This is a genomic window from Duganella sp. GW821-FHT07G03 (assembly GCF_059418605.1).
In genome coordinates this window covers 161390-185255 of sequence record NZ_JBWKQE010000005.1, presented here as the reverse complement: position 1 = coordinate 185255, position 23866 = coordinate 161390, and the positions used below count along the sequence as shown (strand labels likewise).

Here is a 23866-nt window from a genome sequence, read left to right as displayed (position 1 = left end):
ATGACGGCGCAAGCGGGCGGCCGCAAGCCGCTGAACATTTTGCTGGTGCGCGTCTCCTCGCTGGGCGACGTGCTGCACAACCTGCCGATGGTGGCCGATATCGCCCGCCATTTCCCGGACGCGAACATCGACTGGGTGGTGGAGGAGGGCTACGTCAGCCTGGTGCGGCTCAACGCCCGCGTGCGCACCATCATTCCGTTTGCGCTGCGGCGCTGGCGCAAGAGTCTCGGCAAGCCCGAGACCCGCGCCGAAATCAAAAGCTTTTTCCGTACCCTGCGCGAACAGCAGTACGACTATGTGTTCGACACGCAGGGCTTGCTCAAGACCGGCATCATCATGGGCGCGGCCCGGGTGGTGAAGGGCGGCCGCAAGGTCGGCCTGGCCAACGGCAGCGAAGGCTCCGGCTACGAGGGCGTCTCGCGCATCTTCCACAATCAAAGCATACCGACCGATCCGCGCACGCACGCGGTGGCGCGCGGCCGCCTGGTGGCCGGCGCGGCGCTGGGCTACGCGGTCGACACGCCGGCCGATTTCGGCCTGCCGGAAGTGTCGGCCAGCGAGCCGCGTCCGGACTGGATGCCGGCCGAAGCTTATGCCGTCTACTTCCACGGCACCGCGCGCGACCCGAAGAAGTGGGCGCCGGAGAACTGGATAGCGCTGGGCCGCGAACTGGCGCCCATGACCATCCTGCTGCCCTGGGGCTCGCCCAAGGAAAAGGCCGAAGCCGACGTGCTGGCCGCCGGCCTGCCGAACGCCCGCGTGCTGCCTAAATTGTCGATGGCCGATGCGATGCTGTTGGCGCGTCACGCCGGCCTGGTGATCGGCGTCGATACGGGATTGACCCATATCGCCGCTGCCTTCGTGCGGCCGACGGTGGAGATCTACGCCGATTCGCCGCGCTGGAAGACCGAGGGTAACTGGTCGCCGCGCATCATCAACCTGGGCGACCGCGGCACGCCGCCGTCGGTGGCCGAAGTATTGGCGGCGGCGCGCAGCCTGCTCGCGCAGTCATAATCGCCATGCGTATTTTCTATTCCGTGATGTGGTGCCTGGCCTTGCCGCTGGTGCTGACCCGCCTGTGGCTGCGCGGCCGCAAGGAACCCGGCTATCGCCAGCACTGGGGCGAGCGGCTGGGTTTCTACAGCGGCGCCGCCTCTGAGGCACAGACGCTGTGGGTACACGCCGTGTCGGTGGGCGAAACCCGCGCCGCCGAACCACTGATCGACGCTTTGCTGGCCGAGTATCCGCGCAGCCGCATCGTCCTCACCCACATGACGCCGACCGGGCGCGCCACCGGCAAGACGCTGTTCGCCAAACATGGCGCGCGGCTGGTGCAGTCGTATCTGCCGTATGACACGGCGACGATGGTGGGCAGCTTCATCAAACATTTCAAGCCTGCGGTCTGCATCCTGATGGAGACCGAGGTGTGGCCGAACCTGATCGCGGTATGCGGCAAGCGCGGCGTGCCGGTGGTGCTGGCCAACGCCCGCCTGTCGGAGCGTTCGCTGCGCAGGTCGCGCCGCTTCGGTTCCCTGCTGGTGGATGCCGCGCGCGGCATCTCGCTGGTCGCGGCGCAGACGGCGGCCGATGCGGAACGCGTGCGCTCGCTGGGCGTGCAGCGCGTGGAGATCACCGGCAGCATCAAGTTCGACGTGGTCGTGCCGGATGCGGCGCTGGCGATCGGCGCCGCGCTGCGCGGCGTGATCGGCGGCCGTCCGGTGCTGCTGTGCGCCAGCACGCGCGAGGGCGAGGAAGAGCTGATACTCGACGCCTTCCGCCAGCAGCGCGCGGGTTTGCCGTCCAATGTATTGCTGTTGATCGTGCCACGCCATCCGCAGCGATTCGATGAAGTGGAAAAAATGGTCGGCGCGCATGGCCTGAACGTGCAGCGCCGCAGCAAGCTGGCGCTGGACGGCGGCGATGCCGCGCTGCCCGGCTTTGTCGACGTGCTGCTGGGCGATTCGATGGGCGAGATGTTCGCTTACTACGCGGCCTGCGACGTGGCCTTCGTCGGCGGCAGCCTGCTGCCGTTGGGCGGCCAGAACCTGATCGAGCCGGCGGCGCTGGGCAAGCCGGTGCTGATCGGAACGCACACCTTCAACTTCGCGCTGGTGACGGAAGACGCGCTGGCTGCGGGCGGCGCGCAACGCGTCGCCGACGCGGCGCAGCTGATGTCCGCCGCAGGGCGCCTGCTGAACGACGAAGCGGCGCGCGCGGCGATGGGCCGCAACGCGCTGGCCTTCGCCAACCAGCATCGCGGCGCCACCCGCCGCACGCTGGCGCTGTTGCCGGCGCTGGTTAAACTTTAACTCGCCAGCTCCGTCTCTTCGGCGTAGCGCAGCACCGTCGAGTGCTGGCGGCAGAAGCGCGTCGCCGCCTTGTAGCCGATATCGAACAGGAACTGCATGTTCGACGTCGACCAGTCCATCGTGTTCGGCATATGGTCGTCCGGCACGGCGGCCATCAACTCCAGCTTGAGCAGTCGGCGTTTCGGCAGGCCGGTCTTGCGGTCGGTGTTGTGTTCCAGCTCGAACAGGCGGATCTGGTTCTGCGAAATCTTCACCAGCGGCGTGATCATCGAACCGACCCACGCGTCGTACAGATTGCGCGGCTTGCGCAGCAGGCGTTCGTCGCCGAGGATGTCGAGCACGATCAGCGTGTCGGTGTCGTGGTGCTCGCCTTTGCCTTCGATGAAGGGATCGAAGTTCAGCGTTTCCAGCGCGGCGCCTTCGATGTAGTCCTCGCCGTCGATTTCGGTCGGCGCGTACAGGAAGGGGAAGGACAGCGCGGCGCGCACATGTTCGGCCTTGATTTCGTGCTTGTCCCAGATCGTCATGCGATGCTGGTTCAGGTTGTAGGCGTTGATGTAGAACTCCGGCTTCATGCTGGCGATGGCGGAGAAATCGACCGCGCCTTCCAGGAACGGCGCATGTGCGCACAGGCCCAGGCTCTTGGCCGACAGATTGGACGGCGACATGGTCGACATCAGCAACTGGGTCCAGTCGGTCCACGGCACCGAGCCCTGGGCGAACACGTTTTGCATCGCACCAAACACCGGATGGCTGTTCGATGGCGCGAAGGCGTTGCGAAAGGCGTCCGCCTCCTGGCCTGGCTTGTGGAAGATCTTGTAATTGACCGGCATCATCTTGTAGATGCTGTCGGAGACGCCGGTATCGGCCCAGCGTTTCAGCGCTTCGCGCGGCGAGCCTTCCAATGGCGCCGCGTACAGCAAGCCCATCAGAACACCCGCTCCGGAAGCGGAAATCACATCGAATTCGACCTCCTGGTCGAGGAAGGCAGCCAGCGCGCCGGCGATCAGGGGCGAGTTCGGCGCGCCTCCACCCAAGACCAGGCCGGTCTTCTTTTTCATGGTTTGTTGCATTTGATTTATCCTTTATGCTGCAGTGCAACGGAAGTTATCACGATAAATTCCATGCAGCAACTTTTATTATGAAATGAAGGATATTTGCGGAACGGATAACTGTCTTTTCTTTATGTTGATTCCGGCGGACGGCCCAGCATGCGCTTCAGCGTGGCGTCTTTGTCGATGAGGTGGTGTTTGAGCGCGGCGGCGGCATGCAGCACGATCAGCGTGAGCAGCAGGTAGCCGAGGAAGCCGTGCATCGTCTGGCCGAGGTCGGACCACTGGACGCTGAGCGGAATGGCCTGGTCGCCACGGTGGTGGCTGGGGAAAATCTCCCAGCCGAAGATGCCAAAGCCATGGCCGCTGGCGCCGGAGTAGAGCATGCCGGTCAACGGCAGCACCACGGTCAGGATCAGCAGCACCACATGGGCCGCACCGGCTGCGGCAGGCCATTGCGCCAGCGCCAGGCCAGCCGCGCCAAGATCGCCACGAAGACCAGCAGGCCTATCGATTTGTGGATGTCGTACAGATGCCAGGATTCCGTCTCGACCATGTAAATGCCGAGCGCGATCAAGCCGATAATGCTGACCGCCACCAGCCAATGCAGAACGATGGTGGTGCGGCTGAATTTTTGTGTGGTGTCCATCGCGACAAGGTACGTTGCGGCATCTTGGTATACTCAAAGGCTGACGAAGAGCGTCCTGCGGAGGGAGCATGAAGACTACATTCAAGCCCATAAATCAAGCTGAATTGATGGAATTACTTGAGGCACAAAAATCTCGAGTGGCGCGCGCATTCGGTTTGAAAGAAGGATGGCATCTGGTCGTTCATCGCGGCAGAACAGCGAAGGCGCTGGCCCTGGAAGATGGTAGTTTGCGGATATTCACGACGCTGGAGACCCTGGACGATTATCTTCGCGATCATGGAATACCGTACTTTTTGGTCGATGTTAGCAAACTTGACCGCACTACCAATGATCCTGCGGTTGCAGAGAGACTGCGTGAGACTCAAAAAAACGAAGAACATAATGCGTGGTTCCGTCAGCAAGTGCAGGAGGCACTGGACGACCCTGGTCCGAGCATTCCCCATTCAGTTGTAGAGGAAAAATTCGCCGCGCGACGCGCCGAGCTTTTAAAGAAGCTTTCCAAGGTCTGAGCGATGATCGCGCACTGGACGACTCGTGCAGTGCGGGACAGGGAGCGCCTGTTCGATTTCATTGAGTCGCGTAGCATTCAAGGCGCGATCTCGATGGATAGGAAAATCGGGCGAGCAGCAGAGCTGCTTGCTGACTTTCCGTCGCTGGGTCACAAAGGCCGAATAAAGGGAACGTTTGAATTTCGCGTGGCAGATCAAATCGTCCTGGTCTATCAAGTTCGGCCGAAGTTGCAAGTGATGGAAATCGTGCGGCTCATTCACACACGTCAAGATTCATAGCGATCAAGCTTGAACGTTATGCAAACAGCACCGGCAACTCCTGCGCGCGCTTGCGCAACAGGTTCTTGGCTTCCTCGTATTCGGGGTAGATCAGGCCGACCGTGTTCCAGAACTGCGCGCTGTGGTTCATCTCCAGGATGTGCGACAGTTCGTGCGCGATCACGTAGTCGATCAGCGGCTGCGAGAAGTGGATCAGCTTCCAGTTCAGGCGGATCTTGCGGTCCACCGTGCAGGAACCCCAGCGCGTGCCGGCCGACGACAGGCCGAACGAGTGATAACGCACCCCCAGCCGCTCCGCAAACACGTCCAGCCGCTGCTCGAACAGCACCTTGGCTTCCTGCTGATACCAGGACTTGACCCGCTCCTTGAGCAGTGTCTCGGTGGCGCCGGGCACCAGCACCATCGACAGCTCGCGCGTGGCCGGGTTGTAGCTGCTGCGATTGCGTCCGCCCACCAGCAGCCGCAGCGTGATGTCGGCGCCCAGGTAGGGCAGCTGCGCGCCGTCCACCCACTCCACCGGCGGCTTCTCCAGCCGCGCCGCGCGGCGTTCGCGGCGTTCTTTCAGCTTGCTCAGTATCCAGTGCTGCTTGGTGCGGATGGCGTTGTCGATTTCGGCGATGCTGATGCGCTTGGGCGCGGTCACGCGCAGACCCTCGTCGTCGATCATGAAGCCGATCGAGCGCCGGGTCGAACGGCGCAGCGAATATTCCAGCACGAAGTCACCCACCATCAGCTGGCGCTTGGGCAGCTGGTCGGATGGCGGAGGCGTCTGCGCGCGCGGCTTGACCGGCACGGCGGTCTGCGGCGGCGCCACGTAGGGCGAAACGGGAGGAGGGGTATTCGAGGTGGGCGAGGTCGGAATCGACCATACCGGTGCGGTGTACACCGGCTTGAGAGACGACTGCGCCTCCCGTCCAAACAGGTCCAGTTGGCTGGCGTCGTCTTTCGGCGACGCCGGCTTCACCAGCGTGGCTAGATCATCTAGCCAGCGTTGTAGGCGTGGGGCGAAATGACGCGCATTTCTGATTCTATCCAATTTTCCACCTGTTGCATCATGCTGTCCGGGGTCTGGCCTTCCGGCGAAATCGGTTTGCCTATCGATACTGTAACAAGGCCGGGCCGCTTGATGAAAGAATTTTTTGGCCAGCACTCGCCGGAGTTGTGCGCAATCGGCACAACCACGGCGCCGGTCTCGATCGCCAGGCGCGTGCCGCCGCTCTTGTACTTGCCCGCCTTGCCGACCGGGATGCGGGTGCCTTCCGGGAACATGATGATCCACTGGCCGTCGGCCAGGCGACGCTTGCCGTGGCGGACCACGTCCATGAAGGCGTTCTTGCCCTGCTTGCGGTCGATCGGGATCATGCGCAGCAGCGCCATCGCCCAGCCGAAGAAGGGAATGTAGAGGATCTCCTTCTTGAACACGAACACCAGCGGGCGCGGCATGTTAGGCAGCAGGAAGATGGTCTCCCATGCCGACTGGTGCTTCGACAGCACGATGGCCGGCGCGTCCGGGAAGTTCTCGGCGCCCTTGATTTTGTAGCGGATGCCGCAGATGACCTTGAGGCACCAGATCATGAAGACGTTCCAGCGCGCGGTGACGAAGAAGCGTTTGTTGTACGGCAGCGGCGCGACCAGGAAGCACACGCAGGCCCAGACGATGGTCGATACCACCATGACGATGGTGAAGATCAGGGAACGCAGAAACAAGACGGGATGACCCAATGCAGACTCCAAAACTGTTTAGCTAACGACGTGCAGCGCCGGCGGGGCGCTGGTTTTCAGCAGGTGATTGACCATCGCGGCCAGGTCGGGGAAGACCATGGTGCCCGGTGGCAGGCCACCCGTGGCCTGGGTTTTCTCGCCCTTGCCGGTCAGGACCAGGTAAGGCACGCAGCCGCTGACATAGCCGGCTTGCAGGTCGCGCAGCGAATCGCCGACGGTCGGCACGCCTTTCAGGCTGATTTTATAACGTTGCGAGATTTCCGTGAACATGCCCGGCTTGGGCTTGCGGCAATCGCAGCTGTCGACCGCGGCGTGCGGGCAGAAGAAGATGGCGTCGATGCTGGCGCCCACTTGCTGCGCCAGGTTGTGCATCTTCTGGTGGATCGCGTTCAGGATCGTCATGTCGAAGAACTCGCGGGCGATGCCCGACTGGTTCGACGCCACGACCACCCGATAACCCGCCTGGTTCAGGCGGGCGATCGCTTCGAGCGAGCCGGGGACCGGGATCCACTCGGCCGGCGACTTGATGAAGTCCGGCGAATCGTGGTTGATGACGCCGTCGCGATCGAGGATGATCAGTTTCATGGACGGCCCACCCATTTAGGCCGCCAGCTTCGAAATGTCGGCCACGCGGTTCATCATCCCGTGCAGCGACGACAGCAAGGCCAGGCGGTTGTTGCGCAGGGCGACATCCTCGGCCATCACCATCACGTCGTTGAAGAAGGCGTCGACTTCCTCGCGCAGCTGGGCCAGCGTTTTCAGCGTGCCGGCGAAGTCGCCCTGGTTGAAGGCGGCGTCGATTTCCGGCAGCACGCGCACCACGGCGGCGTTGAGGTTCTTCTCGGCGGCGTCCTGCAGCAGCGCGACGTTGACGCCGCTGTTGCCGGCTGCGGCCAGCGCTTCCTCGTTCTTTTTCAGGATGTTGGTGATGCGCTTGTTGGCGGCGGCCAGCGAGGCCGATTCCGGCAGCGCGGCGAAGGCTTGCACGGCCTCCAGGCGCTGCACGATGTCGTCCAGGCGGTCCGGGTTCTGGGCCACGACAGCTTCGATCTCGTTCGGCGAGAAGCCGCGCTCGCGCAGGATGCCGCGCAGGCGGTCGATCATGAAGGTGTAGACGTCGGCCGACGGGTCCTTGAAGTCGACGATAAACTTGAACATCTGCGCCGCGTTCGACAGCAGTTGGTTGACCGAAATCGGCAGGCGTTTCTCGACCAGCATGCGCAGCACGCCCAGCGCGTGGCGGCGCAGCGCGAACGGGTCCTTGTCGCCGGTCGGCGCCAGGCCGATGGCCCAGATGCCGATCAGGGTTTCCAGCTTGTCGGCCAGGGCAACGGCAGTGCCGGTGACCGTGGTTGGCAAGGCGTCGCCGGCAAAGCGCGGCTGGTAGTGCTCGGACGCGGCCAGCGCCACATCTTCCGGCTCGCCGTCGTTGCGGGCGTAGTAGGTGCCCATGATGCCTTGCAGCTCAGGGAACTCGCCGACCATCTCGGTGACCAGGTCGGCCTTCGACAGCTTGGCGGCGCGGATCGCCAGCGAGGCTTCGCCGCCGATCAAGGTGGCGATGTGGCCGGCCAGCGCCGCGACGCGTTCGCCGCGCGCGCCCTGGGAGCCCAGCTTGTTGTGATAGACGATCTTGTCCAGCAGCGGCAGGCGCGATTCCAGCGTCTTCTTCTTGTCCTGCTCGAAGAAGAACTTGGCGTCGGACAGGCGCGGACGCACCACGCGCTCGTTGCCGTCGATGATGGCGGTCGGCGTGTCGGTGGCGATGTTGGAGACGATCAGGAAGCGCGAACGCAGCTTGCCGTTGGCGTCGGTCAGCGCGAAGTATTTCTGGTTGGTCTGCATGGTCAGGATCAGGCATTCCTGCGGCACGGCCAGGAACTCTTCCTCGAACTTGCACTCGTAGACCACCGGCCATTCGACCAGCGCGGCCACTTCGTCCAGCAGCGCTTCAGGCATCAGCACCTGGTCGGCGCCGGCCTTGGCCAGCAGCTCGGCGCGGATTTTCTCTTTGCGCTCTTCAACGCCGGCCAGTACCTTGCCTTCGCTCGCCAGCGTGGCGGCGTAGCTGTCGGCGTTGGCGATGGTGATCATGCGCTGGCCCGGTGCGGTCAGGAAGCGGTGGCCTTCGCTGACGTTCGACGCGGTCAGGCCCAGCAGGGTCAGTGGCAGCACGCTGGCGCCGTGCAGCGCGATCAGGCTGTGCGCCGGACGCACGAACTGCACGGTGGCGCCGTCCGGACGCTGGTAGCTCATCGCCTTAGGAATCGGCAGCTTGGCGATCGATTCTTCCAGCGCCGTTTGCAGGCCCGCTTGCAGCGCGCTGCCGGCGGCGGTGTAGGTGTAGAAGAAGCTTTCGGCCTTGCCGTCCTGCGCGCGTTCCAGGTCGGCCACGGTCAGGTCGGGGAAGCCCAGCGCGGCCAGTTTCTTGGCCAGCGGCGGCGTGCCGTTGCCGGCGGCGTCCAGCGCCACCGACACCGGCAGCACTTTTTCGCGGATAGCCTTGTCCGGCGAGGTGGCGCGCACCTTGGTGATGGAGACGGCCAGGCGGCGCGGCGAGGCGTACGGGGTGGCGACGCTGTCGGCTTCCAGGAAGTCGCGCGATTTCAGGCCGTTGACGATGCCGTCCGCGAAAGCCTTGCCCAGTTTGGCGAGCGCCTTCGGCGGCAGTTCTTCGGTCAGTAGTTCGATGAGCAGAGTTTGAGTCATATTATTTATATCGTTTTATTCGGCGGCGGCGATGGCGGCGGCGGGGGCCATAGGGAAGCCCAGGCGTTCACGCGAATCGTAGTAGGCTTGCGCGACCAGGCGCGACAGGGCGCGCACGCGGCCGATGTAGGCGGCGCGTTCGGTCACGGAGATGGCGCCGCGCGCGTCGAGCAGGTTGAAGCTGTGCGAGGCCTTCATGATCTGCTCGTACGCAGGCAGGGTCAGTTGCAGCTCGATCAGGCGCTTGGCTTCCGATTCGTGGTTGTTGAACTGGGCGAACAGCAGCTCGGTGTTCGAGTGCTCGAAGTTGTAGGCCGACTGTTCCACTTCGTTCTGGTGGAAGACGTCGCCGTACTTCAGCGTCTTGGTCTCGCCATTCTCTTCCCAGGTGGTCCACACCAGGTCGTACATATTCTCGACGCCCTGCAGGTACATGGCCAGGCGTTCGATGCCGTAGGTGATTTCGCCCAGCACCGGCTTGCAATCGAGGCCGCCCACTTGCTGGAAGTAGGTGAACTGCGTCACTTCCATGCCGTTCAGCCAGACTTCCCAACCCAGGCCCCAGGCGCCCAAGGTTGGCGACTCCCAGTCGTCCTCGACGAAGCGGACGTCGTTCTGCTTCAGGTCCAGGCCCAGCGCTTCCAGCGAACCCAGGTACAGGTCCAGGATGTTTTCCGGGGCCGGCTTCATCACCACCTGGTACTGGTAGTAGTGCTGGCCGCGGTTGGGATTCTCGCCGTAGCGGCCGTCCTTCGGGCGGCGCGACGGCTGCACGTAGGCCGCGCGCCAAGGCTCCGGGCCGATCGCGCGCAGGAAGGTGCCGGTGTGGAAGGTGCCGGCGCCGACTTCCATGTCGTAGGGCTGGAGCAGGGCGCAGCCTTGCTTGTCCCAGTAGGTTTGCAAGGTCAGGATAATTTGTTGAAATGTCAGCATCTTGTGTGGTCGGTGGCGCAGCCCATGGGCGCGCGGTTGCAGTTTCGCTAAAGGGGCAATTTTAGCGGGTTTTACAGGGAGCCTGTAGAGATTAAGCGGCTTTGGGCTGGTTTTTTGCGCGCCTGGCCCAAAACCAGGCGCCGGCCAGCGACAGCGCGGCCAGCGCCAGGAACAGCTTGTTCCCCCACAGGATGTACGGGGTGCTGCCGCCCATGCCCTGCACCGAGGCCGCCAGCGCTCCGTAGGTGTTCACGGGCAGCTGCTGGACCACCCTGCCTTCGCCATTGATGATGGCGGTGGCGCCGGTGTTGGTCGCCCGCAGCATCGGGCGGCCGGTCTCCAGCGTGCGCATCTGCGAGATCTGCAAATGCTGGGGGATGGCGATGGTGTCGCCAAACCAGGCCAGGTTCGAGACATTGAGCAGCATGGTGGCCGCTTTCTGGCCCTGCGCCGGCTTGTTCAGCTGGTCGGCGATCTCTTCGCCGAACAAGTCTTCGTAGCAGATGTTCGGCAGCACGCGCTGGTCCTTGATAGTGAACGAGGGCTGGATGTCGCGGCCGCTGGTCTGGTCGCCCAGCGGGATCGACATCAGGTTGACGAACCAGCGGAAGCCGAGCGGAATGAACTCGCCATACGGCACCAGGTGGTGCTTGTCGTAGCGGTAGTAGTTCGATCCCAGGCGCGAGGGGATGCCGATCACGCTGTTGAAGTAGGCGGTCTGGCTGTCGGCCAGCGGGATGCCCAGGATCAGGTTGCTGTTGGTCTTGTTCAGGAACTGGGCGATGCCGGGCAGGTAGTCGGGCGGCAGCTGCTGCGGCAGCATGACGATGGCCGTCTCCGGCGTGGCGATCAGGTCGGCCGGGGCCGCCGTGATGGCGTCCTGGTACAGCTTGAGCGCCGACATCACGCGCGAGCCGTTGAATTTTTCGTCCTGCGGGATATTCCCTTGCAGCAGGCGCACCGAGATCGGCTTGCCTTCCGGGTAGGTCCAGTGCAGCAAGCCCAGGGCGACGCCGGCCACCGAGATGGTGACGATCAGCCCGGCCGCGCGCAGGCGCGTGCGGTGCAGCAGCAACAGCAGGGCGCCGGCGATCACCGCCGCCAGCCAGCCCAGGCCGTACATGCCGATCACCGGCGCGTAGCCGGCCAGCGGGCTGTGGTTGTGGGCATAGCCGGCCGACAGCCACGGGAAGCCGGTGAACAGCCATCCCCGCAGCCATTCGAACAGCGACCACATGGCCGGCAGCACCAGCAGGTTGGCGGCCGGCAGCGGCAGCGCCCAGCGCTTGCGCAGCCAGGCCGCCGTGCCCATCGCCAGCGCCACGTAGAAGCCCATGGCCCAGGCCAGCAGCAGCACGGCGGCGGCGGCCAGCGGCGCCGCCATGGCGCCGTAGGTGTGCAGGGAAACGTAGAGCCAGTGGGTGCCGGCGGCGGTCCAGCCGAAGCCGAAGGCCCAGCCGATTAGGCCGGCGGCCTTGACGTCGCTGCTGCGCAGCACCTGGTAGAACAAGGTCGCCAGGCCGAGGATTTCCAGCGGCCACCAGCCGAACGGCGCGAAGGCGAACACGCACAGCGCGCCGGCCACGGCGGTGATGGCCATGCGGCCACGGGTGGAGCGTTGCGGCTTGGGAGGATCGTTCGGGTTGGCGCGGCGAAAACGCATTATGCGTCGTCGCCGGCGTCAGCGGCGGCCGGCAGTTTTTCCACCAGCAGCACGTGGATCTGGCGGGCGTCGGCGCGCAGCACTTCGAAGCGCAGGCCTTCCATGTCGAACACGTCGCCCTTGTGCGGCATGCGCGCCAGGTGCTTGGCGACCAGGCCGCCGATGGTGTCGACGTCGTCGTCCGGCAGCGCGGTGTCGAGTTCTTCGTTGAATTGTTCGATCTCGGTCAGCGCCTTGATGCGCCAGCGCGGGCCGTACACGCCTTCCTTGATCGACAGGATGTTGTCCTCTTCCTCGTCGAAGTCGTATTCGTCCTCGATGTCGCCGACGATCTGTTCCAGCACGTCTTCGATGGTGATCAGGCCGGCCACGCCGCTGTATTCATCGACCACGATGGCCATGTGATTGTGGTTGGCGCGGAAGTCGCGCAGCAGCACATTCAGGCGTTTCGATTCGGGGATGAAGATGGCGGGGCGCAGCATGTCGCGCACGTCGAACGATTCCTCGGCGTAGTAGCGCAGCAGGTCTTTCGCCAGCAGGATGCCGATCACCTTGTCGCGCTCGCCTTCGATGGCGGGGAAGCGCGAGTGGGCGGTGGCCAGCACTTGCGGCATCCACTCCTCGATCGGCTTGGAGATGTCGATGACATCCATCTGCGAGCGGGGAATCATGATGTCGCGGGCGGACAGATCCGACACCTGGAACACGCCTTCGATCATCGACAGGGCGTCGGCGTCGATCAGGTTGCGTTCGTGGGCGTCATGCAGAACTTCGAGCAGTTCCGCGCGGTTCTCTGGCTCTGGGGATATCAGTGCGGTCAGGCGTTCAAACAGTGACCGATGGGGTTTGGCGTCAGTCTTGACGCCACTAGAGTGCTCTTGCATAGGAGGCGTGAGCCGTTGTTTCGAAGGGGTATAGGATACACCAAATGGGGAGGCGGAGCCGTTTTTGTCAAAAAGACAGCTCCGTCCGCTCAGTCGGCGTAGGGATCGGCGTAGCCGAGGCCGGCCAGGATGTCGGTTTCGATGCCTTCCATCTCGGCCGCTTCCTCGTCGTCCATGTGGTCGTAGCCCTGGGCGTGCAGCACGCCGTGGACGATCAGGTGGGCGGCGTGTTCTTCCACGGTTTTCTTTTGCTCGGCCGCTTCACGTTCCAGCACGTCGGTGCAGAGGATGATGTCGGCCTGGGTCGGCGCGTCGTCCGCCATCTCTTCACCTTCGTTGTAGGCGAAGGTCAGCACATTGGTGGCGTAGTCCTTCTCGCGGTAGTCGCGGTTCAGGGCGCGGCCTTCCTCGGCGTCGACGAAGCGTATCGTCAGTTCGGCCGGCGCGAACAGCGCGGCCTGCACCCAGCGGCGTATCTTCGGACGGGTGATGCTTTCCTGCAGGCGGGCGTCGGGATATTGCACCGACAGCGTCAGTTTATTTTTTACGGACATTTTTGAGGGCTGTGGCTTTGAGGAGGGGAGCGATTTCCGCTTCGTGGTTGTGCGCCGTTTCGTAGGCGTCGACGATGCGCGCCACCAGCGGGTGACGCACCACGTCCTCGCTGTTGAAGTGGCTGAAGGCGATGCCGCGCACATCCTTCAGCACCTGGACCGCGTCGACCAGGCCGCTCTTCTGGCTCTTGTGCAGGTCGACCTGGGTGACGTCGCCGGTGATCACGGCCTTGCTGCCGAAGCCGATGCGGGTCAGGAACATCTTCATCTGCTCGACGGTGGTGTTCTGCGCCTCGTCCAGGATGACGAAGGCGTGGTTCAAGGTGCGGCCGCGCATATAGGCCAGCGGCGCGATCTCGATCACCTGCTTCTCGAACATTTTCTGCGTGCGGTCAAAGCCCAGCAGGTCGTACAGCGCGTCGTACAGCGGGCGCAGGTAGGGATCGACCTTTTGCGCCAGGTCGCCCGGCAGGAAGCCCAGGCGCTCGCCCGCCTCGACCGCGGGACGGGTCAGGATGATGCGCTTGACGGCGTCGCGTTCCAGCGCGTCGACCGCGCAGGCCACCGCCAGGTAGGTCTTGCCGGTGCCGGCCGGGCCGACGCCGAAGCTGATGTCGTGCTCCAGGATGTTGCGCAGGTAGCGGATCTGGTGCGGCGTGCGGCCGCGCAGGTCGGCGCGGCGGGTCTTGAGGATCGGACTGTTGATGTCGGGCTCGACGAACGGCGTCTCGACCGCGCGCGGCTGGTCCGGCGCCGCCGGCATGGCGGCCGCGGCCAGGCCGGCGCGCTGCTCGACCAGGGCCAGCTGCACTTCCTCGATCGGCACGATCTTGTTGGCGACCGCGTAGAACTGTTCGAGGATCTGCACCGCCCGTTCGGCGTTGTGGCCGCTGACGATGAACTTCTCGCCGCGACGGAAGATGGTGACGTCCAGCGCGGCGGAAATCTGGCGCAGGTTTTCGTCGAGGGGGCCGCACAGATGGGCCAGACGCGCGTTATCGAGCGGTTCCGGGACAAAGTAGTGCGGCTGGACTGGTGTTTTGGTTTTCAATGGGATGCTTTATGAGAGAGGCCGGCAGTGCCGGCACAGGCGATAGTTTAACGTAATTTGCCGCCGCCAGATGCGATAGGGCTTGATTTCAAGCACCTGAGCTTCTACAGTGAAAGAGTAGCCTGCCGGCAATTTCTAGTGGAGGGTTTCATGGCGGCGAATGTGATTTCATCCTCGCGCATCAGCACCCCGCTCGACAGCGTGCAGGCGGCCAACCAGCGCGAAACCCGCGCCCACCGCGAGCAGCAGCGCGCCCAGCAGGCGAGCTCGGCCGAGAGCGTCGGGCGCGAACAGCGCAGCAACGGCGCCGAACGCGCGGTGCAGACCCGCGTGGAAAAAAATACCGACACCCAGCGCAGCCGCGCCCAGGCCAATGACGACGCCACCGCGCTGCAGCGCCGCGCCGCCCAGGCCGCCGACAAACACGCCGAACAGGAGCGCCGCCAGGGCGAGAAAACCCTGGGCCGCCACATCGACACCACCGCCTGATTGCGTCCCACCTGAGCCCCGTCCCCCGCCTGTAAAGACGAACTTGCTTTGTGTAACAGTTTCCTACAAGTTCTTGCGTGCGACACCCTCCAGCCCCATGTGATGAAATAGCATTGTTGCTAAGGTTTCTAGCCGGCGATTGATGTCGAACAATCTTCGCTCGACGGAAAACGGCAGGAACAGGCCCTTTTGAGCATAGAATAATCTTGCACGAAAGGCAATCAGCTGGGCCGGAAAACTTAGGCTGAGGAATCTAAGTTGTCCTTAAGTTCAGGCCTGCACACTTCATTCACCCAACCAACGAGGATCACCATGGCACATCACGCACTTGCTTCCCAGGAAAGCTACAATCCCAACCATCTCCTGGACATCTTGCTCGGCAAGATGCAACTGAAAAACGACGCCGCGCTGTCGCGCCTGCTGGAAGTCGCGCCGCCGGTCATCAGCAAGATCCGCCACCACCGCTTGCCGGTCGGCGCCTCGCTGCTGATCCGCATGCACGAAGTGACCGGCATGAGCATCCGCGACCTGCGCGACCTGATGGGCGACCGCCGCACCAAGTACCGCCTGTCCGACGCCCAGGGCCGTCCAAAGCCAGAAGAGCGCACCGAAAAGGCCGAGGCCGGAAACTACGCGCGTCACTAATGCGCCCGCACGCTCGCACCTGCCGTTGCCGGGCTTGAGTTGAAGCCGGCCGGCAGGGAGCGCGTTCAGCTCAGCAGCACCATTGAAATTTCTTCATATTGCAGTTCCGTCTCGCGGAACAATTGCAGATAGATTTCCTCATCGAGGCCCAGCGCAGTCCAGGCCACGGTGGACACAGGCGGGACCAGATCGTCCTGCACCTGCGCCAGATCGAGCGCATGCACGATGGCGTCGGCCACATGAATAATGGCGGCCAGGAACCCTGCGCCCGGCGCTTCCGGGTCGTGATGGCCGCCGATGGCCAGCCGCATCGTATCGGAAAAATTCCAGTGCTCCGCCAGGGCCAGCCCGGCGTCGACATGATCGACGCCCAGCACGGTACGCTCCGCGTCCAGCAGATAACAATCGTGGGCGTCGCGGTAGGCCAGGGTTTCCGAATACTGGTTCGGGAAGCAGGACACCAGCACCAGCCGGCCGATATCGTGCAGCAGGCCGGCCGTGAAGGCGTAGTCCTGGTTGAAGCGCATCTGCCGCGCCAGCACCTTGGCGCAGGCGGCGGTGGCGATCGAGTGGCGCCAGAAGGCCTTGTGGTCGAAGCCGGGGCAATGGCTCTCGGCGAAGCAGCCGGTGACGGCCGCCGCCGTGATCAGGTTGCGCGTGGTCTGGAAGCCCAGGTAGGTGATCGCCTGCTGGATGGTGGTCACCTTGACCTGCAGGCCGTACAGCGAGGAGTTGGCCAGGCGCAGCGTCTTGGCCGTCAGCGCCTGGTCGTAGGACACCTTCTTGGCCAGCACCGAGATGTCGACATCGTCCTGGTCGATGCTGTTGAGCAGCTCCATCACCACCGCCGGCAGCGAAGGCAGGTCGTCCAGCGTGCGGACGACGTCGTCGTAACTGAGGGTATTACTCATGCTCGGGGGTCTCCGGTAAGCCCAGGCGGAAGTCCGATACGAAGCGGCGCAGCAGCGCGGTGGCCCAGTCGCTGTCGCTGTCGGCGTCGTTTTTACGGAACAGGTGGGCGATGCGCGCCGCGTGGTGCTCCAGCGTCGCCTGCGCCACTTCCGGCGATACTTCGTCTTTCAGGATGGGCAGGATGGCGATGCCGTGGCGCGGCATCAGCGCCAGCATGGCTTCGGTCAGCAGCGTGCCTTGGGGCAGCAGCACATGGCCTTGCATGTCCAGCAGCACGTCCGACAGGACCATGCCCGGCCTTACCTCCGCCAGCGTCAGTTGATGATAATTGCCTGTCATGATGCCCTCCCGGTTTGCCACCTCGTCTACATTGCCCGATCTTACCATTGCGGGCAAGCAAAGTCTGCCGCGGCGGCATGACGATGGGGGCCACAACTTGCCAAGTCGCATGTCATACCGTACATTGGGACGTTGCCGTCAATTCCATCAATGCACGGAGGTTGGTCGATGTTTGGTATCCAAGGCCGCTTGACGCTGCTTTTCGTGGTCATCGTGACCCTGGTGTTGGGCATTTCCGGCACCTACGCCCAGTACAGCCTCGGCCACGAGCTGGAAGTGAGCAGCCAGCGGCTGCGCCAAGGCGTGCTGACCCGTTTGCAAACCAGCTTGCCGTCGGCGCTGTGGGACCTGGACAAGGCCAAGGTCGACAACATCGTCGCCGCCGAGATGCTGCCGCCGGAACTGGTGTCGATCCGCGTCTACGACACCTCGGTCGGCCTGTTCTCCGGCAAACTGCGCAATGAAAACGGCAGCGTCAGCTCGATCGAGAACGACGCCGCCGTCGGCGGCTCGCCGGTGGTGGCCGACCTGGCCTACCGCGATTCCGGCGCCGCCGGCGCCTCGCTCAAGCCGGTCATCGTCGGCCGCGTGGTGGTCAACTTCAGCCGCGCGCAGATCGACGCCACGCTGGCGGCCGAGGTGCGCCGCAAGGTCACCGAGGTGCTGCTGCTGGACCTGATCCTGGTGGCGGCGCTGGCGCTGTCGCTGCGCATCGTGTTCGATCCGCTCAAGCGCCTGCGCGACGGCCTGTTCGACCTGGCCACGCGCGGCAGCGACGAGGTGGAGGAGTTGCCCGACAGCCGGCACGACGAGCTCGGCGAGGTCATCCGCGGCTTCAACGCCATCCAGCGCAAGGTCAAGTCGAACATCCAGCGCATCCGCGAGGCCGAGGACGAGGCGCGCAAGTCGGCCCAGACCACCGCCAAGGCGCTCGACGACCTGCGCCGCACGCAGGAATCGCTGCTGCAGGCCGAGCGGCTGGCCTCGCTGGGCGGCCTGGTGGCCGGCGTCGCCCACGAGATCAACACCCCGGTCGGCATCGCGCTGACCAGCGCCTCGGTGCTGATGGAGGCGACCGAGAAGGTGCACCAGTCTGTCGCCAGCGGCAATATCAAGAAATCCGACATCATGCGCTACCTGGAAACGGCGGCCGAGAGCACCCGCCTGATCATGAACAACGCCTACCGCGCGGCCCACCTGATCCACAGCTTCAAGCAGATCGCGGTCGACCAGGTCAGCGAGGCGCGCCGCCGCTTCGAGCTGCGCGACTATATCAACGAGGTGGTGTCGAGCCTGCAGCCCAAGCTGAAGAAGACCCGCATCACGGTGACCATCGCCTGCCCGCCGGACATCATGCTCGACAGCTATCCCGGCGCGCTGGCCCAGGTGATCACCAACCTGACGCTCAATTGCGTCGAGCACGCCTTCGACGCGGGCGACGAGGGCCGCATCACCATCGGCGTGGCGCAGCAGGCCGACTGGATCGAGATGCAGGTGGTGGACGACGGCAAGGGCATCCCGCCGGACATGCTGGACAAGGTGTTCGACCCCTTCGTCACCACCCGGCGCGGCCAGGGCGGCACCGGCCTCGGCCTCAATATCGTGTTCAACTTGATCGCCAAGCAGTTTGGCGGCACCATTACCGTCTCCAGCATCCTGGGGCAGGGCGCCAGCTTCGTGCTGCGCATGCCATGCGTCACGCCGGTCGACGACCCGGCCGCGCTGCAAGCCGATGCCCGTCTCCACAATTGAAAGGTCAGCAATGCCCAAAATCAGCGGTGAATTCAACGTCAAGATGGCGCCCGAAACCATGTCGCCCATGGCGGCCGAGAGCGGCATCGGCCGCATGTCGCTCGACAAGCACTACCACGGCGCGCTGGACGCCTCCGGCGCCGGCGAGATGCTGGCCTATATGGATCGCGAACTGGGTTCCGGCGCCTACGTGGCGATGGAAAAAGTGCAGGGGACGCTGGAGGGGCGGCGCGGCGGCTTTTTGCTGCAGCATACCGGCACCATGGAGCGCGGCGCGGCCGGCCTGAAGGTGGCGGTGGTGGCCGATTCCGGCAGCGGCGAGCTGGTCGGCCTCTGCGGGACCTTGCAGATCCGCATAGAGGGCGGCAAGCATTACTACGATTTCGACTACACGCTGGGTGACGCCGTTGCTTAGGCGCCTGGCGCCACGCTAGAATGCCGCCATGGACAAGGACACACTCAAAGGCTTGGTGATTTTAATCGGCGTGGCGCTGGCGCTGGCGATCTTTGCGGTACTGGGGACCGAGAACGGGCTGCAGAAGCTTTCCTGCGTCGGCCGCGCCATCCTGCATGGGGTGGCGATCACCAACATCCATGGGGTGTGCGGCCTGTAGTGGCGGCCAGGCTTAGTCGGTAAATTTATCCGAGGCGTCGCTTTTGCGCGTGGAAAAGCCCAGAATGACCAGCCCCAGCATCAGAATGACGAAGGTCTGCGGTTCCGGCACTTCGGCCACCGGGTCGTTGCCTTGCTGGTTATTCGGGGCGTTGCTGACCAACGCTTCAGGATCGCTATCCGAGGCGGTCTTCTCCGCGGGCACGGCACCGTCGATGCCGCAGCGCGTGGTGCTGTGGACATCGCATGGGGCCAGTACGATTGTTGCCGGTGCAACTTTGCTGTTGTCCGGGCTCGCGGCCTGAGCCTGAACGGCTCCGGCCAACCCCAGGGTCAGCAATAATGTCGTTATAAAATTCAACTTCTTCAAAATACTCTCCTGACTACGCCGCACGAGCAGGACGTTAAGGCTGCATTAAAATATATGCATCAAGCTAAGATTGGTCGTGGATCCAACCGTGCTCTAGTATTCTGCATTAAACCATATTTAATAACATATTGCCATCTGTATTTTTCTTTGGGCAATCAATTCGTGCGCCGCAACAACGGTTGTTGCTGGCTAGCCAGTGGCGTTCACAATTTCAACTTCACAAGCAATCACCCGATTGCATAGGGGCCGGACACAGATGATTTCGACATATGGCGGCAAATTCGGATGGACATGCGCCGCGGCGGCGCTGGCCTTGCTGGCCGGCTGCGCCAGCGGCGGCAAGGGCGCCGTTGGCGCAGCCACGGCGGCCGTGCCGGCGCCGCTGGGGGGCAATCCGCAGGTGCTGCTGCTGGGCGAGGTGCACGACAACGCCGCCGGCCACAAGCTGCGCTACGAGCTGCTGCGCCAGCGGGTCGAGGCCGGCTGGCGCCCGGCCATCGTCATGGAACAGTTCGACCGCGAAAACCAGGACGTGCTGAGCAAGGCCCAGAAAGGCTGCCTGGACGCCCAGTGCGTGATCCGCGTGGTCGGCGCCGGCCGCTGGAACTGGCAGCTGTATTACCCGGTGATCCAGCTGGCGCTGACCTACCAGCTGCCGCTGATCGCCGGCAACCTGTCGCGCGCCGACGCCTCGCGCGTGGTGCGCGACGGCATCGCCGCCACCTTCGACCCGCAAAGCGTGCGCGACTACCACCTCGACCAGCCGCTGCCGGCTGACGTGCGCGGCGGCCAGTACAAGGAAATCATCGCCGGCCACTGCAATATGCTGCCGGAGATGATGGTCGACGGCATGATCAACGCCCAGGTGTCGCGCGACATCTGGATGGCCAAGATCGTGCGCGACCAGCAGCCGCGCGACGTCGTGCTGATCGCCGGCAACGGCCACGTGCGCAAGGACATCGGCGTGGCGCGCTGGCTCAACGAACTGGCGCCGGCGCTGACGGTGCGCAGCGAAGGCTATGTCGAAGGCGCGGACGGCGCCGGCCGCTACGACGCGGTCTACAGCGTGGCGCCGCAGTCCCGTCCGGACCCGTGCGCCGAACTCAAAGCCAAAGCCAAATCCTGACGCCATGGAAAAAATCTACCTGCCCGGCGCGCCCGACCGCGCCACCGTCGACGCCCTGGCCGGCGCCACCCTGCTGGAATTCGGCGCCAACTGGTGCGGCCACTGCATGGCCGCTCAGGCGCCGCTGGCGCAAGCCTTCGCCGGCCACGACGGCGTGCGCCACTACAAGGTCGAGGACGGCCCCGGCCGCGCGCTGGGCCGTTCCTACCGCGTCAAGCTGTGGCCGACGCTGATCTTCCTGCGCGACGGCCAGGAAGTGGCGCGCCTGGTGCGGCCGCTGCAGGCCGACCAGATCAGCGTTGCCTTTGCGCAAATCGATACCTAGCTAGCAAACTTATCTGCTTGGCAGCTGGCGAGGCGGGTGTGTATGATGGGCCGCACCATCCACCCGCAGGAGCGTCAAGCATGAGTCAGTCCCACCCCGGATCGCCCAAGGCCAATTCCCCGGCCACCGTGCTGTTTGCCAGCCTGATCGGCACCACGATTGAATTCTTCGATTTCTACATTTACGCCACCGCGGCCGTGCTGGTGTTCCCCAAACTGTTCTTCCCCGCCAGCGACCCCGCCGCCGCCACGCTGCAATCGCTGGCCACCTTCGCCATCGCCTTCTTCGCGCGCCCGGTCGGCTCGGCCGTGTTCGGCCACTTCGGCGACCGCATCGGCCGCAAGGCCACCCTGGTGGCGGCGCTGCTGACCATGGGCATCTCGACCGTGGTGATCGGCGCCTTGCCGACCTACGCCACGATCGGCACCCTGGCGCCGGCGCTGCTGGCGCTGTGCCGCTTCGGCCAAGGCCTGGGCCTGGGCGGCGAGTGGGGCGGCGCGGTGCTGCTGGCCACCGAGAACGCGCCGCCGGGCAAACGCGCCTGGTACGGCATGTTCCCGCAGCTGGGCGCGCCGATCGGCTTCTTCCTGTCGGGCGGCATCTTCCTGCTGCTGAGCCAGACCCTGAGCGACGCCGAGTTCTTCAGCTACGGCTGGCGCATTCCCTTCCTGGCCAGCTCGCTGCTGGTGATCGTCGGCCTGTACATCCGGCTGAAGATCCATGAAACCCCGGACTTCCAGAAGGTGCTGGAGAAGAACGAGCGGGTCAAGGTGCCGGTCGTGACCGTCTGGCGCGACCATCGCCGCGTGCTGGTGCTGGGCACCCTGATCGCGCTGGCCACCTTCGTGCTGTTCTACCTGATGACGGTGTTCGCGCTGAGCTGGGGCACCAGCGCGCTCAAGTTCAGCCGCAAGGACTTCCTGATCCAGCAGCTGTTCGCCGTGATCTTCTTCGGCCTGACCATCCCGGTCGCCGCGCTGTGGGCCGACCGTTACGGCCGCCGCATCACGCTGGTGTGGGTGTCGGCCGCGATCGCCGTGTTCGGGCTGGCGATGGCGCCGATGTTCGGCTCCGGCAACAGCACGCTGGTGACCGTGTTCCTGTCGCTGGGCCTGGGCCTGATGGGCATGACCTACGGCCCGCTGGGCACCATGCTGTCCGAGCTGTTCCCGGCCGAGGTGCGCTACACCGGCGCCTCGCTGACGTTCAACCTGGCCGGCATCCTGGGCGCCTCGCTGGCGCCGTACGCGGCCACCTGGCTGGCCACCAACTACGGCCTGCAATACGTCGGCTACTACCTGTCCACGGCGGCCGTGATCAGCCTGGTGGCGCTGCTGCTGGCCAAGGGCGGCACCGCCAAAACGCCATAATTGCATAAAATGTCATCATACAACGCCATCGCGGCAGCCGCTGAGCCGGACTGCCGCGATGGCGCAATCCCTTGAATATCCGCATCTTTCCGCTTGCCTATCGCGTTTTATAGTTGTACGATGACTTACGACTAGAGTGATCTCGTGGAGACCGAGAGATCATCACCAAAAACCAGAATAGAAGTGATGCCATGAACCTGAGCGAGCCTGTGAACGCGCAAGCGGTGGGAAAAACCGTCGGTAAATACCGCTGGACCATCTGTGCATTGTTGTTTTTTGCCACCACCGTCAACTACCTGGACCGCCAGGTCTTGAGCTTGCTGGCGCCCGACCTGTCCAAGGAATTCGGCTGGAGCAATACCGACTACGCCAACATCGCCGCCGCCTTCCAGTTCGTGTACGCGATCTCGATGCTGTTCGCCGGCCGCGTGGTCGACAAGATCGGCACCAAGGCCGCCTACGTGCTGGCGATTACGATCTGGTCGCTGGGGGCGCTGCTGCACGCCTTCTCGGTGCCGATGGGGCAGGGCGTGGGCGTGCTGCTGGGCGCCTTCGGCGTGGTCGCCGCGCCGTCCATCCTCGGCTTCATGATGTCGCGCGCGGTGCTGGCGGTGGGCGAGGCCGGCAACTTCCCGGCCGCGATCAAGGCCACCGCCGAATACTTCCCGAAGAAGGAACGCTCCTTCGCCACCGGCATCTTCAACTCCGGCGCCAACGTCGGCGCCATCCTGGCGCCGATCTGCGTGCCGCTGATCGCCGGCATCTGGGGCTGGCAGGCCGCCTTCATCATGATCGGCATGCTGGGCTTCATCTGGATGAGCGTCTGGATCACGCTGTACGAAAAGCCGGACCGGCAGAAGCGCCTGTCGGCGCAGGAGCTGGCCTACATCCGCAGCGACCAGGTGGCGCCGGCTGCGGCGCCGGCCGCCGACGCCAGGAAAGTCTCCTGGTTCCAGCTGCTGAAGTACCGCCAGACCTGGGCCTTCGCCTTCGGCAAATTCATGACCGACGGCGTGTGGTGGTTCTTCCTGTTCTGGTTGCCCACCTATCTGTCGGCGCAGTACGGCATGAAGGGCGACGCCATCGTGGTGCCGCTGGCTGTGCTGTACAGCATGACGATGATAGGCTCGATCGGCGGCGGCTGGTTCCCCAGCTACTTCATGGCGCGTGGCCACGCGCCGTATGACGGCCGCATGAAAGCCATGCTGGTGATCGCCTTCTTCCCGCTGGTGGTGCTGCTGGCGCAGCCGCTGGGCGCGATCAGCTTCTGGGTGCCGGTGCTGCTGATCGGCGTTGGCGCCTCGGCGCACCAGGCCTGGTCGGCGAACATCTTCACCACCGTGTCCGACATGTTCCCGCAAAAATCGGTGGCCTCGGTGATCGGCATCGGCGGCATGGCCGGCGGTATCGGCGGCGTGCTGCTGACCAAATTGGGCGGCTGGGTGTTCGACTACTACAAAGCGGTGAACGACATCCGCACCGGCTACATGATCATGTTCGCCATCTGCGCGCTGGCCTATCTGGTGGCGTGGTGCGTGATGAAGGTGCTGGTCCCGCGCCACAAGGAAATCACCGACCTGTGATCGGACGGCGGAAGATGCCGTCATGCTA

The 23866-nt window shown here is 64.2% G+C and carries 28 protein-coding genes; 13 read left to right on the top strand and 15 right to left on the bottom strand.

Annotated elements, in window-relative coordinates; genetic code table 11:
• On the top strand, positions 1–1014 hold the full coding sequence (gene waaC / locus AC07OK_RS09500) for a lipopolysaccharide heptosyltransferase I (RefSeq protein WP_494690079.1): 1014 nt from the start codon (positions 1–3) through the stop codon (positions 1012–1014).
• Positions 1015–1019: 5 nt separating this feature from the next.
• Positions 1020–2309 carry a lipid IV(A) 3-deoxy-D-manno-octulosonic acid transferase gene (gene waaA / locus AC07OK_RS09495; RefSeq protein WP_494690078.1) on the top strand — a complete coding sequence of 430 codons (1290 nt, stop codon included), beginning with the start codon at positions 1020–1022 and terminating at the stop codon, positions 2307–2309.
• Here the strand turns inward: waaA and AC07OK_RS09490 are convergent.
• The 3 genes from AC07OK_RS09490 to AC07OK_RS09480 form a co-directional block, all read right to left on the bottom strand.
• Entirely contained in the window at positions 2306–3382 is a 1077-nt protein-coding gene (locus tag AC07OK_RS09490; RefSeq protein WP_494690077.1) for a patatin-like phospholipase family protein, read from the bottom strand. The genes waaA and AC07OK_RS09490 overlap by 4 nt on opposite strands.
• Before the next feature lie 110 nt (positions 3383–3492).
• Positions 3493–3789 (bottom strand): cytochrome b, encoded by a 297-nt coding sequence (locus AC07OK_RS09485; protein ID WP_494690076.1) that lies wholly within the window; start codon positions 3787–3789, stop codon positions 3493–3495.
• Positions 3777–4010, bottom strand: coding sequence for a cytochrome b (locus AC07OK_RS09480; protein WP_494690075.1), 234 nt, complete (start codon positions 4008–4010; stop codon positions 3777–3779). The genes AC07OK_RS09485 and AC07OK_RS09480 overlap by 13 nt, the downstream gene beginning before the upstream one ends.
• A gap of 68 nt (positions 4011–4078) precedes the next feature.
• Here AC07OK_RS09480 and AC07OK_RS09475 point away from each other — a divergent pair, with 68 nt between their 5' ends.
• Both AC07OK_RS09475 and AC07OK_RS09470 read left to right on the top strand, forming a co-directional pair.
• A complete protein-coding gene (locus AC07OK_RS09475; RefSeq protein WP_494690074.1) occupies positions 4079–4519 on the top strand; it encodes an antitoxin PaaA2 family protein in 441 nt (146 codons plus the stop codon).
• Between the two features lie 3 nt (positions 4520–4522).
• Positions 4523–4798 carry a type II toxin-antitoxin system RelE/ParE family toxin gene (locus AC07OK_RS09470; protein ID WP_494690073.1) on the top strand — a complete coding sequence of 92 codons (276 nt, stop codon included), beginning with the start codon at positions 4523–4525 and terminating at the stop codon, positions 4796–4798.
• Positions 4799–4814: 16 nt separating this feature from the next.
• Here AC07OK_RS09470 and AC07OK_RS09465 read toward each other — a convergent pair whose 3' ends face one another.
• The 9 genes from AC07OK_RS09465 to AC07OK_RS09425 all read right to left on the bottom strand — a co-directional run bounded on the left by AC07OK_RS09465 (position 4815) and on the right by AC07OK_RS09425 (position 14314).
• Positions 4815–5762: a M48 family metallopeptidase gene (locus tag AC07OK_RS09465; protein ID WP_494690072.1), complete on the bottom strand. Its 948-nt coding sequence runs from the start codon at positions 5760–5762 to the stop codon at positions 4815–4817.
• A gap of 17 nt (positions 5763–5779) precedes the next feature.
• Positions 5780–6472, bottom strand: a complete 693-nt coding sequence (locus AC07OK_RS09460) for a lysophospholipid acyltransferase family protein (RefSeq protein WP_494690165.1) — start codon at positions 6470–6472, stop codon at positions 5780–5782.
• Between the two features lie 66 nt (positions 6473–6538).
• Positions 6539–7105 (bottom strand): D-glycero-beta-D-manno-heptose 1,7-bisphosphate 7-phosphatase, encoded by a 567-nt coding sequence (gene gmhB, locus AC07OK_RS09455; protein ID WP_494690071.1) that lies wholly within the window; start codon positions 7103–7105, stop codon positions 6539–6541.
• Between the two features lie 15 nt (positions 7106–7120).
• Positions 7121–9229, bottom strand: coding sequence for a glycine--tRNA ligase subunit beta (gene glyS, locus AC07OK_RS09450; RefSeq protein ID WP_494690070.1), 2109 nt, complete (start codon positions 9227–9229; stop codon positions 7121–7123).
• 15 nt (positions 9230–9244) lie between these two features.
• Positions 9245–10162: a glycine--tRNA ligase subunit alpha gene (gene glyQ, locus AC07OK_RS09445; protein WP_494690069.1), complete on the bottom strand. Its 918-nt coding sequence runs from the start codon at positions 10160–10162 to the stop codon at positions 9245–9247.
• 91 nt (positions 10163–10253) lie between these two features.
• Positions 10254–11825: an apolipoprotein N-acyltransferase gene (gene lnt, locus AC07OK_RS09440; RefSeq protein WP_494690068.1), complete on the bottom strand. Its 1572-nt coding sequence runs from the start codon at positions 11823–11825 to the stop codon at positions 10254–10256.
• Entirely contained in the window at positions 11825–12709 is an 885-nt protein-coding gene (locus AC07OK_RS09435; protein WP_494690067.1) for a CorC family transporter, read from the bottom strand. The genes lnt and AC07OK_RS09435 overlap by 1 nt, the downstream gene beginning before the upstream one ends.
• 89 nt (positions 12710–12798) lie before the next feature.
• Positions 12799–13263 carry an rRNA maturation RNase YbeY gene (ybeY, locus tag AC07OK_RS09430; protein ID WP_494690066.1) on the bottom strand — a complete coding sequence of 155 codons (465 nt, stop codon included), beginning with the start codon at positions 13261–13263 and terminating at the stop codon, positions 12799–12801.
• The gene (locus tag AC07OK_RS09425; RefSeq protein ID WP_494690065.1) at positions 13247–14314 is read right to left on the bottom strand and encodes a PhoH family protein; all 1068 of its coding nucleotides are present in this window, start codon (positions 14312–14314) and stop codon (positions 13247–13249) included. The genes ybeY and AC07OK_RS09425 overlap by 17 nt, the downstream gene beginning before the upstream one ends.
• A gap of 150 nt (positions 14315–14464) precedes the next feature.
• On the opposite strand from AC07OK_RS09425, the gene AC07OK_RS09420 reads away from it, so the two are divergent.
• Together AC07OK_RS09420 and AC07OK_RS09415 are read left to right on the top strand one after the other, a co-directional pair.
• Positions 14465–14803, top strand: coding sequence for a hypothetical protein (locus tag AC07OK_RS09420; RefSeq protein WP_494690064.1), 339 nt, complete (start codon positions 14465–14467; stop codon positions 14801–14803).
• Positions 14804–15115: 312 nt separating this feature from the next.
• Positions 15116–15448 (top strand): hypothetical protein, encoded by a 333-nt coding sequence (locus AC07OK_RS09415; protein ID WP_008451968.1) that lies wholly within the window; start codon positions 15116–15118, stop codon positions 15446–15448.
• A 65-nt stretch (positions 15449–15513) separates the two neighbouring features.
• On the opposite strand, the gene AC07OK_RS09410 is transcribed toward AC07OK_RS09415, so the two are convergent.
• Together AC07OK_RS09410 and AC07OK_RS09405 are read right to left on the bottom strand one after the other, a co-directional pair.
• Positions 15514–16359 carry an HDOD domain-containing protein gene (locus tag AC07OK_RS09410; RefSeq protein WP_494690063.1) on the bottom strand — a complete coding sequence of 282 codons (846 nt, stop codon included), beginning with the start codon at positions 16357–16359 and terminating at the stop codon, positions 15514–15516.
• The gene (locus AC07OK_RS09405; RefSeq protein ID WP_494690062.1) at positions 16352–16699 is read right to left on the bottom strand and encodes a hypothetical protein; all 348 of its coding nucleotides are present in this window, start codon (positions 16697–16699) and stop codon (positions 16352–16354) included. Before AC07OK_RS09405 ends, AC07OK_RS09410 begins: the two co-directional genes overlap by 8 nt.
• 168 nt (positions 16700–16867) lie before the next feature.
• Here AC07OK_RS09405 and AC07OK_RS09400 point away from each other — a divergent pair, with 168 nt between their 5' ends.
• The 3 genes from AC07OK_RS09400 to AC07OK_RS09390 are packed head-to-tail and all read left to right on the top strand — an operon-like array spanning position 16868 to position 19065.
• Entirely contained in the window at positions 16868–18451 is a 1584-nt protein-coding gene (locus AC07OK_RS09400; protein ID WP_494690061.1) for a sensor histidine kinase, read from the top strand.
• Between the two features lie 10 nt (positions 18452–18461).
• On the top strand, positions 18462–18866 hold the full coding sequence (locus AC07OK_RS09395) for a DUF3224 domain-containing protein (protein ID WP_494690060.1): 405 nt from the start codon (positions 18462–18464) through the stop codon (positions 18864–18866).
• A 28-nt stretch (positions 18867–18894) separates the two neighbouring features.
• Entirely contained in the window at positions 18895–19065 is a 171-nt protein-coding gene (locus tag AC07OK_RS09390; protein ID WP_494690059.1) for a hypothetical protein, read from the top strand.
• 12 nt (positions 19066–19077) lie between these two features.
• Here AC07OK_RS09390 and AC07OK_RS09385 read toward each other — a convergent pair whose 3' ends face one another.
• Positions 19078–19434, bottom strand: coding sequence for a PEP-CTERM sorting domain-containing protein (locus AC07OK_RS09385; RefSeq protein WP_494690058.1), 357 nt, complete (start codon positions 19432–19434; stop codon positions 19078–19080).
• A gap of 256 nt (positions 19435–19690) precedes the next feature.
• Between AC07OK_RS09385 and AC07OK_RS09380 the strand changes: the two genes are divergently transcribed.
• The 4 genes from AC07OK_RS09380 to AC07OK_RS09365 all read left to right on the top strand — a co-directional run bounded on the left by AC07OK_RS09380 (position 19691) and on the right by AC07OK_RS09365 (position 23838).
• Entirely contained in the window at positions 19691–20560 is an 870-nt protein-coding gene (locus AC07OK_RS09380) for a ChaN family lipoprotein (RefSeq protein ID WP_494690057.1), read from the top strand.
• A 4-nt stretch (positions 20561–20564) separates the two neighbouring features.
• Positions 20565–20885: a thioredoxin family protein gene (locus AC07OK_RS09375; RefSeq protein ID WP_494690056.1), complete on the top strand. Its 321-nt coding sequence runs from the start codon at positions 20565–20567 to the stop codon at positions 20883–20885.
• Between the two features lie 80 nt (positions 20886–20965).
• Positions 20966–22255, top strand: a complete 1290-nt coding sequence (locus AC07OK_RS09370; RefSeq protein ID WP_494690055.1) for an MFS transporter — start codon at positions 20966–20968, stop codon at positions 22253–22255.
• Between the two features lie 191 nt (positions 22256–22446).
• On the top strand, positions 22447–23838 hold the full coding sequence (locus AC07OK_RS09365) for an MFS transporter (RefSeq protein ID WP_494690054.1): 1392 nt from the start codon (positions 22447–22449) through the stop codon (positions 23836–23838).
• The last annotated feature ends 28 nt before the right edge of the window (positions 23839–23866 follow it).